Source organism: Enterococcus salsurae, assembly GCF_054784955.1.
This window is the reverse complement of the sequence record NZ_BAAHWY010000003.1, coordinates 230,954-245,226: the sequence shown is the minus strand read 5'-3', so window position 1 is coordinate 245,226 and position 14,273 is coordinate 230,954. Positions and strand designations below refer to the sequence as shown.

Sequence of the window (14,273 nt, the reverse complement as noted above, 5' to 3'; positions counted from 1 at the left end):
AAAGGACCATTTCAATATGAAATGGTCCTTTTTAATGATCCAGTTTTGACTTGATACAATGTCACAAAAATCGTCGTTGTTAACACATACAAGGCGAAAACACCATATAAGCAATGAATAAAAAACATCGTCCGTTGATTGATCAAGCGTCCCAGATGCGGAAGATGAAAAATAGGCTGGCCAATCAATTGGCTTTTGTGGATAGCCTTTTGCTCCAATTGCTGTTGATTGTCACCAATCGTGTAAATCATCGATTGATCGTCTTCTATCGCCACGATCCGGCGGGTTTGCATCTCTTTTCCTTGATTGATGTAATAGGTCACTTCGTTTCCAACAACCAAATTGTCTTCAGTCGCCTTTTTGACGAACAACACCGTTCCTTCTGCATACGTTGGCATCATTGCATCTGTGGTAACGACAGCCATTGTGAAACCAAATACTTTCGGCACCACGATCATCAATAATGAACAGAACATGAACAGTAAAAAAACAAATGAGAACAAAATACTTTGCCTTGAAAATTTTTTCAACGTATCACTCCTCTATTTGGTTACTGATTAACTTCATTTTATAACATATAATTATTTTACACAACATCAAAAAATAAATAAATTATAGATAAAATTAAATAAATGTGTTATTTTAATTTTCTAAATATATAAGTAAAATTGACTTTAACTTATTTTTTATATTATTCTAAAAAAGAAGATATAAAAGGAGTTTTAATCATGAAGAAATTAAATAACGATATAAATATTAAAATAATTTTACCGTTTTTGCTCGTGTTGATTACTTCCCTCAGTTTGGTGTTGATTTTGATCTCTCAAGCGATGTTCCCTACCGATGATTTAGCCTCCATGAACAAAAAAGAAGCGTGGCTCTATTTTCCTGAGAATCAACCTGAGACAGTATTTAGCAGCAATTATGTGAATTCCTTACCAAACATAAAAACCAATGAAACCTTCATTATGGAACGAGAAATGACCACCGATCATTCCTTTCCAACGCTATTGCTGATTGGGGATCACCAGAAAATCACCGCTTATCTGGACGACGAATTATTGTTTTCAAACGATTATAGCCCTGACAACGTGATGACCAGTTACCCAGGAAAAACACTGTCTTTCGTGACATTACCTCAAGATTATCAAGGGAAAACCTTGCGTATCTATGTATCCAGTCCCTTTGACAGTTTTGCTGGATTTCCAGCTGATGTGTATGTCGGCACAGCCAACGCCTTGATTGCTTATGTCTTCAAACACTCGATCCCAAATATCTTTATTCTTTTACTCACAGGGCTGATTTGTATATTTACTCTGTTGAGTATCGGATGGCATTATATACGCCATAGAAAAATACGTGTATCTGCTTTGCTGCTCAGTTTGTTTTCACTTTTTGCTGGTTTAGAAGCGGGATTTAGTGATATGTTGGGTGGACTGCTGTTTCGTTCTTCTTTCAACTCACTGATCTTGAACCTATTAACGATCGTGACACCCATGTGTTTGATTGGTTTTTATTATGCCAAAATGATTTATGCCCGTAAATACTATGGCAAATGGATCTTGTTCCATTACTTGTTTGGTCTTACGGTGATGTCATGGGGACTTTACGCCCCTCAACAAATGCCAAACATGCTGAATTATATCCTGTTGCTGAACATTGCAAGCACTTTCATCACGGCTTTTGCTGCCATTTATGAAGCGGTCAAAAAGAACCATTTTTACGTTTTATGTGCGCCATGGGTAGTCGTGGCAGCCATCGGCCATTGCTTTATTTATATTCTTGATGTCTTGCATCTTCGACAATCTGCTGTCAATTGGTCATCTTTGCTCTTTATGATGTTGGTCGTGATTTTCACTTGTTATCACTTATTGGCTTATTTCTTCTCATATGAAGAAAAAACAAAGGAAAATGACACCACCACCATGAAAATGCGTTTATACGAAGAGCAGCAGCGCCTTTTTCCTCACAAAACCGCGAAATGGCATCAGACGATCGATGCTATTTCACACCAAACGCAAGTGATAAAAGAAAAGCTTGAAGAACAGCAAATGACCGCGGCTTTCGAAGGCATATCCGAGATTGAGCACCAAATCGATACCCATAAGCTGGAACAGATAGACGACACACCTTCTCTACTGACGATGCTTTTGACTACTTATGCGCGCAAAGCCGCCAAAAAAAGTGTTGCCTTTGAACACCAGATCGACACCAGTCTGTTTGCTGCCTTCCAGGAAGAGGATCTGTTGCCATTATTTGTCCACTTGTTGGATTATGCATTTAGACAGGCATATCAACACAAGGATCCTAAACAACGCCAAGTTGCATTGCGTACGGAGGAAAAAGAGCAGCAACTCATTCTTGCTTGTTCCTTCGCAGTGCTTGAAACGCAGCCATTGCATGACAAATCAGCAGACTTGCGGCATAAGCAAAACCACCGTGATATGCTAGGGCTCAAGCGGATTCTTCGCACCTATCAAGGGGAATGTACCATAGACGATCACCATGATACCCGCAAAGTGACGCTCATAATCAGCCGCTACGCAAAAGGATTGATAGATTAGGTCTTATTGACGGGTGCCTCTGTCGCAAAAAAAGCTTGCATTTTCCGATTGAAGCATATAGCATATAGATTAGATAGACACACATGGGACAAGTAGATTTATGATGGTTACAGAGAGTCGAAGCAAGCTGAAATTTCGACACCCGCTGATAAAACGAACCTACCGATGTGAATGACCGCAAAACGGTCGGTGGAAAGGCCTTATCCTTTAGCGAGTTGGACTAGCAATAGTCAACAAAGGTGGTACCGCGAAATCCAAGCATTTCGTCCTTTTATAGGACGGGATGCTTTTTTTATTTTTAAGGAGGAATATGAATGACACAAAAAAATGACTTTACAGAATGGTATATCCAAACGATCCAAAAAGCTGAACTGATGGCCTATTCTCCTGTGAAAGGCTCGATCATTTTTCGCCCGGATGGCTTTGAATTATGGGAACATATCCAAGAAGAATTCAACCGTTTCTTGAAAGCTGAAGGCATTCGCAATGCCTACTTCCCAATGCTGATCCCACAAAGCTTCTTTATGAAAGAAGCAGATCACATCGAAGGTTTCGCCCCTGAATTGCCTTGGGTCACTGAGGTTGGCAATGAAAAATTAGAAGAACCGCTTGCTCTGCGTCCAACTTCTGAAACCATGATTGGTTCAGCCTTTTCAGATTGGATCAACTCTTATCGCGACCTGCCTTATGAAATCAACCAATGGGCCAATGTCTTCCGTTGGGAAAAGAAAACTTTGCCATTCTTGAGAACCTCTGAGTTTTTATGGCAAGAAGGACACACTGCCCACGAGGGGGAAGAAGATGCCCGCAAACGGACGATGCGGGTATTAGACGAATATGCCCGCTTATGCGAGGAATTTTTGGCGATCCCTGTATATAAAGGTCAAAAAACCCCTTCCGAACGATTTGCAGGTGCTGTCGATACCTACTCTATCGAAGCCATGATGAAAGATGGAAAAGCAGTCCAAGCAGGGACGAGTCATTACATGGGGACAAAATTTGCGGAAGCTTTCGATATCACTTATTTATCAAAAGAAAACAAACACGTTCATGCCCATACTACCTCGTGGGGGGTCTCTACACGTCTGCTCGGGGCATTGATCATGACTCACGGTGATGAAAATGGTCTAGTCTTCCCACCAACGATCGCACCAACGCAAGTAGTCTTGATGCCTGTAGGTCCATGGAAGAAAAATCCAGCTATTTTAGACAAATTAACCGAGTTGCAGACTTCCTTCAAAGCCAAAGGCCTGCGTGTCCGGTTAGATGACTCTGATAATTCGCCGGGATTCAAATTCAACGAATGGGAATTAAAAGGCGCTTGTCTGCGTATCGAATGCGGACCAAGGGATCTTGAAAATGGACAAGTTATGGTGAAAATCCGTGATTTAGCTGACAAGCAAGCTGTCGCACTCACTGACCTGTCTGCTTTTGTCGACGAAGCACTAGAAGCAATGACACCACGTCTATTGGCTGCTGCCAACGCCCGCAACCGTGAAAATGAATATTTGGACATCGATACGTTAGATGCCCTGAAAGTCCATATCGAAACGTGCCAAAAAGAAGACAAAGTCACTGGATTTGTCTTGATCGGCTGGGATGGCTCAGAAGAAACTGAGGCAAAAATCAAAGAAGAAACAGGGTTCACTACCCGGAATATGCCTTTTGATGCCCCAGTTGAAAAAACTGTCGATATCGTCAGCGGCAAACCAGCAAAACATACAGTTTGGATTGCTCGCGCTTATTAATAAAAAAAAACAGCAGCGGCTCATCTTCATCATGGATGAGCCGCTGCTGTTTTTTTGTAGTGCATCTGTCTTAATAAATCAAGCCCAATAAATCCTCTGGCGTGATATTTCCAAAGTATTTTTTGACATCGATGGTGTCAATTTTCGCTTGCAGATCATCTTTGGCATAACGGGTACCCACCAAAATATGTTCCACATCCTGAATATCCCCTAAACCGAAGAAATCACCAAAAATCTTCGCATCGGAAATCCGTCCTTCTTGCACATTCAACCGGATCTCGATAGAACCAATCGGAAAACGATGGCGACGTTCAATATCGAACGCAGGTGATTTCCCATAATTCCAATCCCAATTGCGGTAATATTGGTCAGATATCTCATTGATTTTGACCCAGTCTTGATCTGTCAAAGTGATCGTATCGACATCGCTAATGGATGATACACCAAAAATCTTCAACAAAATCTCATCTCGAAAGTCTTCTGTCGTCATTTCCTGCTTCTCAGCTGGCAGAAATGGTTTGATATTCGTGACACGAGATCGGATCGATTTGATCCCCTTCGATTCGATTTTATCTTTGCGCACTTTCAGTGCATTGACAACTTCATTGATGTCACTATCGAACATGATTGTTCCATGGGCAAACATACGACCATTTGTCGCATACATCGCATTCCCGGAAAACTTCTGGTCATTGATCACCAAATCATTGCGTCCTTTTAATTGGGCGCCTTCTACGCCCATCTCATGTAGCGCTTGAACGATCGGTTTGGTCAATTTTTCGAAATCTCTAAATGAGTTGCCGTCATCTGGCATGATAAAGCTGAAATTTAGATTGCCGTAATCATGGTATACCGCCCCGCCTCCACTAAATCGGCGTACGACATGGATATGGTGTGCATCAACGTAGTCTTGATTGATTTCTTCAATCGTGTTCTGGTTACGGCCAATAATGATCGATGGTTCGTTGATGTAGAATAACAAAATAGGTTCATCGATCTTCTTTTCTTGCAGCAAAAATATCTCTATCGCTAAGTTGATCCGGGGATCATGCAAATCATTTGGTACAAAAAGCATAGTCAAACTTCCTCTCTATTTAAATATCGAAACTTTTTTGAACAGCCGCCAATTCTACTGGAATGCCGTCTGCTGCTAAAGCTGCTTCTTCTTTCAATTGCTCAAGGTTGCCATGTTGCGGCAAGTGGGTCAATACCAGCTTTTTGACCTGAGCCGCATGGGCGATTTCCCCAGCCTCTGTCGATGTGAAATGGGCCTTGTGCCGTTCATTGCCAGCAAAGAGATAGGTATCTGCCAAAAACAGATCCGCTTCTTGTGCAAAATCAACAAAAGAGGCTAAATAACCAGAATCTCCAGTAAAAACCAATACTTTGCCGGTTTCTTTCTCAGCGATACGCATCGCATAACAGATGACTGGATGGATCGTTTTCATAAATGTGATCGAAAAAGGCCCTAGATCTAATTGCTCTGACTGAAGATAATCATAGCCTTTCGTCACGCCAGGCAATGTTAGGTCGGCAAAATGAACCGCATCTTCACCGTGCCCATAAATCGGCAACACTGGCCGTTGATCGGATTGAGGATAGAGTTGCCAGTAATACTGCAAGACCCCCAAATCAGCAATATGATCATGGTGGTAATGGCTCAAGATGACCGCATCTAAAGAAAGCGGATCTAGAATTTTCTCCAATTGGACCAATGTTGTGCTGCCTGCATCTACTAACAGATGAAAGCCATCAGCTTCCAATAAATAACCGGTCGTCCCTTCCCCTTTGTACGGATAGGCACCTAAACAGCCAAGTACAGTCAATTTCATGTTGCTTCCTCCTTCATGACTCTTTGTGTTTCTTGACGCTTCATGACACTATGCTATCACAAACTGGTTATTTCAACAAAGAAAGAAAACAACGCCTATCGGCAAATCGATAGGCGTTGTCCTTTGCTTAGGCAATCGTCATGGCTTGATCTTCTTTCAACGCTTCATAAAAGGCAGCGTTCACGCCATAGGCATAGGCATTTGCCCATAGAATACCGATCACTAAAGCCAGCAGACCCAATATAAACCAGCCAATCAATGAAAGCTGCAGCCAAATATATTGCCACAATACAGGTCTGAGCATCCGCCAAGCCTGTTTCAAAGACTGCATCAGGCGCAAATCAGGGTAATCATACCGGAGATAGATCGCAATTTGAAATATTCCACTGATGACTTGCGAAAAGAACAAGAACAACAGCACTGAAATGACTAAACTGATCATAAAAGCAATCGATTGGTTGAGTAATGAACGGTCTGTTGAAAAACCATGATTGAAAGACAGGACCAATTCCAGATATTGATTGAAGCCGGTCATCACAAATTGCGGCAAGAAAATCAATAATCCCAGCAGATAGTTCACAAATACATTCAAGAGATTTAACCCGAAATAAGCTGGATAAAGTCGCTTGTCAAAAACCAAAAAGATATTTGACACATTGACACCGACACCGCGAACCAAAAGCAGCGCCATGATGCTTAATCCTATCGTAAGCGCAAAAAAGACAACATTTTCTAGTATAAAATCAATCAACGTTTGATTGCTGCTGTCACTCCCGCGAAGACCAAGTGTTCCAATAATACTGTTAAGAACAGATTGGATCGCGATACTCGCTAAAATACTTAAAACCATCGTCCCCCAAAAACCCCGCAAGGCATTTTTAGCAGTTTGACGAATCACATCGTTTTCTCTCATAGGTGCCCCTTAATAACTGCGCAGTGCTTTGACGGTTTTATCATCCAATCGGCGCACCACTTCAGTGACTAATTTAACTGTATTCAAATAATCATCTTCATGAATGATCGATGTATGAGAATGCAAATAACGCACAGGTACCGTGATTGCGATCGAAGGGACACCATCTCGGGTCAAATGCATTTGACCTGCATCTGTCCCACCACCTGTGATCACTGTATATTGGAAAGGAATCTCCATTTCCTCCGCTACAGAAATCACAAAATTCAATAGTTTTTTGTGGGGGATCATGGAGGCATCAAAAATCAAGACTTGCGGTCCTTTACCTAAAACAGAATCGGCCTCTTTCGATGTCATACCAGGGGTATCACCAGCTGTACCTGTATCCAACGCGATCGCAATATCTGGATTGACCAAATGGGTACTGGTACGTGCCCCACGCAAACCGACTTCTTCCATGACATCACTACCGGCAAAAAGGCAATTGGGATGGCCTTCGGCAGCCAATGTTTCCAATACCCGCAACGAAACTGCTGTCCCGATCCGATTATCCCAAGCTTTCGCCAATAAGAATTTACTATCATTCATTCGCTTGTATTCAATATATGGCGTGATCATATCTCCCGGACGGACGCCCCATGCCTTGGCTTCTTTGTCGCTGCTGGCACCAATATCAATAAACATGTCTTTGACATCATATGGTTTATTCCGCGTTTCCGGACTCAATACATGAGGTGGTTTCGAGCCAATCACACCATGGATCAACTGACCAGCTTGGGTTTTGATTTCCACTTGTTGGGCCAACATTACCTGACCCCACCAGCCGCCTAGCGTTTGGAACTCAATAAACCCCTTTTCGCTGATTTTGGTCACCATAAATCCAACTTCGTCCATATGGCCCGAAATAAAAACTTTAGGTCCGCCGCCGTCCCCAACGTGTTTGGCAATGACACTGCCTAACCCATCAAAAAAGATATCTTCAGCAAAGTCTTTGGCATACGCCTTAAAGACTTCCCGTACCTCCTCTTCATTACCAGGCACGCCTCGGGCACTGGTTAAATCGATCAAAAGCTGCTCTTCTTTTTTCTCCATGTTTATGCTTTTCCTCCTTTGTTACGTTCTCTATGATTATACCATTGTCTTGTGTAAGACGTGTACATAAAACAAAAAAGAGCGGAAAATTCCGCTCTTTTTCATCTTTCAATGATCCGCAAACTCAGCTTGACAGTGATCAAATAGGCCAGTAAATAGACCACAGCCGCTGCGCCAGCAAATAAGTAGGCGACCCAATACCCTCGACTATCAATAATTTGCGTTAATGTATTGATCGCAAATACCGCATGAAGGATCGCCAACAAAGTACCAGGCATAAAAACCCAAATATTTTGCCAATAAATCAACTTTCGAATCTCCTGCCGACTGTAGCCTAATTTGGTCAGCAGTTGATAATTGCGTTTTTCTCTTTCAGTGTTCGAGAATTGACGGACGATCAAGCTGCTAGAAGTGGTGATCAAGACGATCACGCCAACAAATAAAGAGACAAATAGAATGATACCGCCTTGCCGTCGCACGCTGCGCATCGTTGTAAACCGATCAGCACGATTTAAACGATAGACGGTCACTTGGTCTGTATGCTCCTTTTCTGCAGTGGTAAATACCGCCTGAGCGCCATTCTTCTTCTTGACCAATCGATAGGTGATCGGTTCAACCCATTCTATTTTACCAGCATCACTGATTGTCTGATGTGCGGCTTCTGACAACCTCCCTTGAACTTGAAGATACGTCACCGCATACTGATACCCGTCGAGTTGTTCAAAGGCAGCATCACTCACGACCAGCACATTCGCCAAGGCATAACGCAAGGAGTCATCACCTAAGTAATCAAGCTCCGTCTGTACCAATGTGAAGTTTGCTGTGCCAGCCACCAACACCTGATCCCGATACGACCTAAAGGCCTGAGTTATATCATATTCACTGTCAAACAAAGCAGCCTCTTGCCCATTGATCTTAACTTCTGGCGATTCTTTCAACAGTTTTCGCAATTGATTGTATTGGCTAAGAGACAGCAGATTGACCATCACTTCTTCCTGATTATTGTCAGTGGTCTCTCCTAAGTATCTCGTATAGACAGCCATATTGGTCATCTTAAAAGTGACCGTTTGATCAGCCGCCAATGTGACTTGGTTGTCTTTCAACGTATCCCGCAACTGTTGGGCTTGCGATTCGGCCACTTGATATGAGACTGGATACAAACGGCTGGTCGCTTGATAATTCAAAGAGATCATCCCCATCGTGCCGCCAATCAACGAGATCGCAATGGCTGTGAGCACAGTCAAAAAAGCAAAACTCTTCCATGTCCGTTGCAAATACGCCCGCACATTGTTGTAAGCAATCAATTTGGCGCCTTTAATATTGCGTTTTTGGGGCTGACTCAGCCAATGCAATAAAGCCGGCAGCGTACAATCAAAAAAGATATAAGTAGCTGTGATACAACAAAACAAAATCAATAATGGCACCCAAATAATCGCCGAAAAATCTTGTGTATAGGTAATATAAGATTGCCATGTCTCCTTCAAAAATAAAGACAAATAATAACCAACACCCAGCAGAATCAACCCTAAGATCCCCATCAAGATGCGAAAAGGGGTCATCTTCATTTTTTTGATGGGCAAGGAATAATCCGTTTTTAAGGTTTCACTCATTGGTGTGCGCCACACAAACAGCAGCACTTGCAAGCTCAAGATCAGCAGCGCAGCGAAGAAAACAACAATCGTTGTGACGATCGAGCGGGAAGAATTAAAGAAATGACTGGTCAATGTCAATCCCATCGCCCGAATCAAAATCATCGAGAAAAATTTTGAAAAAATGATTCCCATAAAAATACCAATGACCAATGAGAAAAAATTCAGCAAAAAATTTTCCCGCAGCAGCAACCAGGCCAGCCGCCCTCGCCGCAACCCGAGCAACTGATAAATATTGATTTCCTTTTGTCTTTGACTCAGAAAGAAATGATTGGCACTCAGCATAAAAAACAACACCACAAAGGCCACAATACTACTGCCAAAACCCAATACGCCCTCGATGCGAATATCTTGCTGTACCCGCTGCGTCAGTAAGCGATCATTCATCATGGCGCTAAAAGAATAAAAAATCATCACAGCAGTCATCATACAGATGAAATAAACACCATAATTACGACTTTGCCTTAAAAAACTGCGCCAACCGATTTTAAACAACATGTCGAGGTCCCCCTCCGATCGTTGCCTGCATGTCGATGATCTTTTCAAAAAAATCTTGCCGTGACCCTTTCTTTGTCACTTCTGCAAAAAATACGCCATCTCTGATGAACAAAATCCGATTACAATAACTCGCAGTGAAGGGATCATGGGTGACCATCAAGATCGTGGTCTTTTCCTGTTGGTTGATTTGGTCCAAATAACGCAGCAATTCAGTGGCTGCTTTCGAGTCCAATGCCCCCGTAGGTTCATCGGCAAACAAGACCGCCGGTTGACTCACGATCGCGCGTGCCGCGGCGATACGCTGCTTTTGACCCACAGACAATTCTTCCGGATAACGATCTAAGAGATGTTCAATGCCCAGCAGTGAGGCAATTCGAGAAATGCGTTGATCGGTTTCTGCGATCGGCAACCGATCAATGGCCAATGGCAGCAAAATATTGTCTTTGGCGTTCAATGTATCCAATAAGTTAAAATCTTGAAAAATAAAGCCAATTTCTTTTCTTCTAAAATCGCTCAAGCGGTTTTCAGACATGCGGGTGATATCTTTCCCATTGATATAGATGGACCCAAGACTCGGACGCAAAATGGAGGACAATAAATTCATCAATGTCGTTTTCCCCGCACCACTCGGCCCCATGATTCCGACAAACTCCCCTTTATCCACGACAAAAGACAGATTATCCAACACTTTCGTTTGATTGAACCGGGTACCATATGTTTTGGTCAAATGTTTGACATCAATCATGTTTCTCATAAAGAACCCTCCTTTTTCATACATTCCACTCTATGGTAGCATACTTTTCTCATGAAAACAGTTTACGCAAAAGAAGCCAAAAATATTTTTTTACTTTTTTTTATTCATTGTGTGAAACATGAAACAATCCAAACATTGTTGTTATCATCTTTAAAGCATTTTCGCCAAATGAATATGCACTACATATTGTGTATATCCAAGAATCAACGCCGATAATCCCACTATATATAGTTGCTCATTCGACTATTTTGTTTTATCATATTGATGAAGATAGGAGTGGTTCCAATGATGGAGATTAAAAGAAATCCTGAACAAGGATTGACAAGACAACCCCATTTAGCAAATTTAAAAATAGTCAAACGTGATGGTCGGCTGGTCGATTTTGACGATCAAAAGATCTATGATGCTTTGGTCAAAGCCCAAAGAAATGCACAAGGGGAATTGACCCCCATTGACCATGAGCATATCATGGAGATCGTAGAAAGCATTGATCATGAAATCGCTGCTCGTTTCCAAACGAACGTCAAAATATACGAAGTTCAAAATATCGTTGAACATATCTTGCTGGCAAAAAATGCCTATGCCTTAGCAGAAGAGTACATCAATTATCGGACTCGTCGTGATTTTGAACGCAGCAAGGCAACAGACATCAACTTCACGATCAACAAATTGATGAATAAAGACCAATCCGTTGTCAATGAGAATGCCAATAAAGACAGCAATGTCTTCAATACACAACGGGACTTGACTGCAGGGATCGTTGGCAAGTCCATCGGCTTGAAGATGTTGCCGCCCCATGTGGCCAACGCCCACCAAAAAGGCGATATCCATTATCACGATCTAGATTATCATCCTTACACACCGATGACGAATTGCTGCTTGATCGACTTTAAAGGGATGTTGAACAATGGTTTCAAGATCGGCAATGCTGAAGTTGAATCACCGAAATCGATCCAAACAGCAACTGCTCAAATCTCACAAATCATCGCCAATGTTGCTTCTAGCCAATATGGCGGCTGCTCTGCTGACCGTACCGATGAACTATTGGCGCCTTTTGCAGAATTGAATTACCAAAAACATCTTCGGGATGCAGAAGAATGGATCGAAGCCCCAGAGCGTCGGGAAGCCTATGCGAAAAGCAAAACCCGCAAGGACATTTTTGATGCGATGCAAAGTTTAGAATATGAGATCAACACCTTATTCACGTCAAACGGACAAACCCCTTTCACTTCACTAGGGTTTGGTCTAGGAACGTCATGGTTTGAACGGGAGATCCAACGGGCGATCTTGCAGATCCGGATCAACGGACTAGGCAGTGAAAAGAGAACAGCGATTTTTCCTAAATTGATTTTCAGCGTGCGTCGCGGGGTCAATCTTGACGCGACAGATCCAAACTATGATATCAAAGAATTGGCATTAGAATGTGCCACCAAACGGATGTATCCGGATATTTTAAACTATGACAAACTGGTCGAATTGACAGGCAGTTTCAAAGTACCTATGGGCTGCCGCTCATTCTTGCAAGGTTGGAAGAATGAACAAGGAGAAGAAATCAATGTTGGTCGGATGAATCTAGGTGTCGTGACCTTGAATATCCCCCGCATCGCCTTAGAAGCCAATGGTGACCAAGACAAATTCTGGTCGATTTTAGCTGATCGTTTGCAGATCGTCAAAGATGCACTGGTTTATCGCGTGGAACGATGCAAAGAAGCCAGTCCAGCCAATGCGCCTATTTTATACATGTATGGTGCTTTCGGTGAACGCTTAGACCGCAAAGACAACGTGGATCAACTTTTCAAAAACAAACGGGCGACTGTTTCCCTAGGCTATATTGGGTTGTATGAAGCCGCAGCTGCCTTTTATGGCGGCGAATGGGAACACGATTCTGAAGCAAAAGCCTTTACCCTAGCCATCGTTAAAGAGTTGAAATCTCATGCAGATGCTTGGGGGGATGAATACGGCTATCATTTCAGCGTCTATTCAACACCTAGCGAAAGCTTGACTGACCGCTTCTGTCGCCTAGATACCGAAAAATTTGGTGAGATCGACAATATCACGGACAAAGAATATTATACAAATAGTTTTCACTATGATGTCCGCAAAAATCCAACACCTTTTGAAAAACTAGATTTCGAAAAAGACTATCCGCAATATTGTTCCGGTGGTTTCATCCATTATTGTGAATATCCTGTCTTGCAGCAAAATCCGAAAGCCTTAGAAGCCGTATGGGATTTTGCCTATGACCGTGTCGCTTATCTTGGAACCAACACACCGATCGATCATTGTTATGCGTGCGGGTATGAAGGAGATTTCAATCCGACTGAACGTGGATTTGAATGCCCCCAATGCGGCAACCATGATCCCAAAAGCTGTGACGTCGTCAAACGGACATGCGGTTACTTAGGCAATCCCCAAGCACGTCCAATGGTCAATGGTCGTCACAAAGAAATTTCTGCTCGTGTCAAACACTTGCAAGAATAAACGTGCCTATGAGGAAGAAAAACAATCTTGTTTTTCTTCCTTTCTTCCAAAGAATAGAAAGAAGTTTGATAAATGAGAAACCCAAAACCCAAAGAATGGCAAGCACAAGATTACAGCCAAAATAGGATCGCGGACTATAAAGCCTATAATTTTGTGGATGGTGAAGGTATCAGAAACAGCTTATATGTCAGCGGATGTCTTTTTGCTTGTGAAGGCTGTTTCAACAAAGCTGTCCAAAATTTCAACTACGGTGTGCCCTTCACGCCTGAACTAGAACAACAAATCATTGATGATCTGCGGCCAGATTATGTTCAAGGATTGACCTTGCTCGGCGGTGAGCCTTTCTTAAATACACCTGTCTGCTTGCAAGTCGTGGATCGTGTCCGAAAAGAATTTGGACGCAGCAAAGATATCTGGAGCTGGTCCGGCTACACATATGAAGAATTGCTTGAGGATACAGAAGACAAATTAGAACTGCTTAGTAAAATCGATATTCTGGTGGACGGTCGTTTTGAACTGAGCAAACGTAATTTGAATTTGCAATTTCGCGGCAGCAGCAATCAAAGAATCATAGATGTGGCTGCCTCAAAAGCACAAGGCGAAGCTGTTATTTGGGCCAAATGCAAAGATGCTGAGGAAAGTTATGAGCAAATAAAGAAACAGATTTGAGCTTATACCAAAAAAACCATAGTAAACGCCATGACCTAAGCGTTTATTATGGTTTTTTTCGTTTCCTTCATGC

At 42.4% G+C, this 14,273-nt stretch carries 11 protein-coding genes; 4 read left to right on the top strand and 7 right to left on the bottom strand.

Annotation, left to right across the window (positions count from 1 at the left end; genetic code table 11):
* Nucleotides 1–11 precede the first annotated feature (11 nt).
* Nucleotides 12–530 carry a S24/S26 family peptidase gene (locus tag ACYVRS_RS09365; RefSeq protein ID WP_461203212.1) on the bottom strand — a complete coding sequence of 173 codons (519 nt, stop codon included), beginning with the start codon at nt 528–530 and terminating at the stop codon, nt 12–14.
* 198 nt (nt 531–728) lie between these two features.
* Between ACYVRS_RS09365 and ACYVRS_RS09360 the strand changes: the two genes are divergently transcribed.
* Together ACYVRS_RS09360 and proS are read left to right on the top strand one after the other, a co-directional pair.
* Entirely contained in the window at nt 729–2,564 is a 1,836-nt protein-coding gene (locus tag ACYVRS_RS09360) for a hypothetical protein (protein WP_461203211.1), read from the top strand.
* Between the two features lie 314 nt (nt 2,565–2,878).
* Nucleotides 2,879–4,312, top strand: a complete 1,434-nt coding sequence (gene proS / locus ACYVRS_RS09355) for a proline--tRNA ligase (protein WP_313539363.1) — start codon at nt 2,879–2,881, stop codon at nt 4,310–4,312.
* Nucleotides 4,313–4,382: 70 nt separating this feature from the next.
* On the opposite strand, the gene lplA is transcribed toward proS, so the two are convergent.
* The 6 genes from lplA to ACYVRS_RS09325 all read right to left on the bottom strand — a co-directional run bounded on the left by lplA (nt 4,383) and on the right by ACYVRS_RS09325 (nt 11,050).
* A complete protein-coding gene (lplA, locus tag ACYVRS_RS09350) occupies nt 4,383–5,387 on the bottom strand; it encodes a lipoate--protein ligase (RefSeq protein ID WP_054116689.1) in 1,005 nt (334 codons plus the stop codon).
* A 19-nt stretch (nt 5,388–5,406) separates the two neighbouring features.
* Complete coding sequence (locus ACYVRS_RS09345; RefSeq protein ID WP_461203210.1) at nt 5,407–6,144, bottom strand: MBL fold metallo-hydrolase; 738 nt, start codon at nt 6,142–6,144, stop codon at nt 5,407–5,409.
* 127 nt (nt 6,145–6,271) lie between these two features.
* Nucleotides 6,272–7,057 (bottom strand): DUF975 family protein, encoded by a 786-nt coding sequence (locus tag ACYVRS_RS09340; protein WP_312498004.1) that lies wholly within the window; start codon nt 7,055–7,057, stop codon nt 6,272–6,274.
* A 9-nt stretch (nt 7,058–7,066) separates the two neighbouring features.
* The gene (locus ACYVRS_RS09335) at nt 7,067–8,149 is read right to left on the bottom strand and encodes a M42 family metallopeptidase (RefSeq protein WP_313539357.1); all 1,083 of its coding nucleotides are present in this window, start codon (nt 8,147–8,149) and stop codon (nt 7,067–7,069) included.
* Nucleotides 8,150–8,250: 101 nt separating this feature from the next.
* On the bottom strand, nt 8,251–10,296 hold the full coding sequence (locus ACYVRS_RS09330) for an FtsX-like permease family protein (protein ID WP_461203209.1): 2,046 nt from the start codon (nt 10,294–10,296) through the stop codon (nt 8,251–8,253).
* Nucleotides 10,286–11,050: an ABC transporter ATP-binding protein gene (locus ACYVRS_RS09325; protein WP_313539351.1), complete on the bottom strand. Its 765-nt coding sequence runs from the start codon at nt 11,048–11,050 to the stop codon at nt 10,286–10,288. Before ACYVRS_RS09325 ends, ACYVRS_RS09330 begins: the two co-directional genes overlap by 11 nt.
* A 285-nt stretch (nt 11,051–11,335) precedes the next feature.
* Between ACYVRS_RS09325 and nrdD the strand changes: the two genes are divergently transcribed.
* Both nrdD and nrdG read left to right on the top strand, forming a co-directional pair.
* Entirely contained in the window at nt 11,336–13,531 is a 2,196-nt protein-coding gene (nrdD, locus tag ACYVRS_RS09320) for an anaerobic ribonucleoside-triphosphate reductase (protein WP_461203208.1), read from the top strand.
* 72 nt (nt 13,532–13,603) lie between these two features.
* Nucleotides 13,604–14,200, top strand: a complete 597-nt coding sequence (gene nrdG, locus ACYVRS_RS09315; protein WP_461203207.1) for an anaerobic ribonucleoside-triphosphate reductase activating protein — start codon at nt 13,604–13,606, stop codon at nt 14,198–14,200.
* The last annotated feature ends 73 nt before the right edge of the window (nt 14,201–14,273 follow it).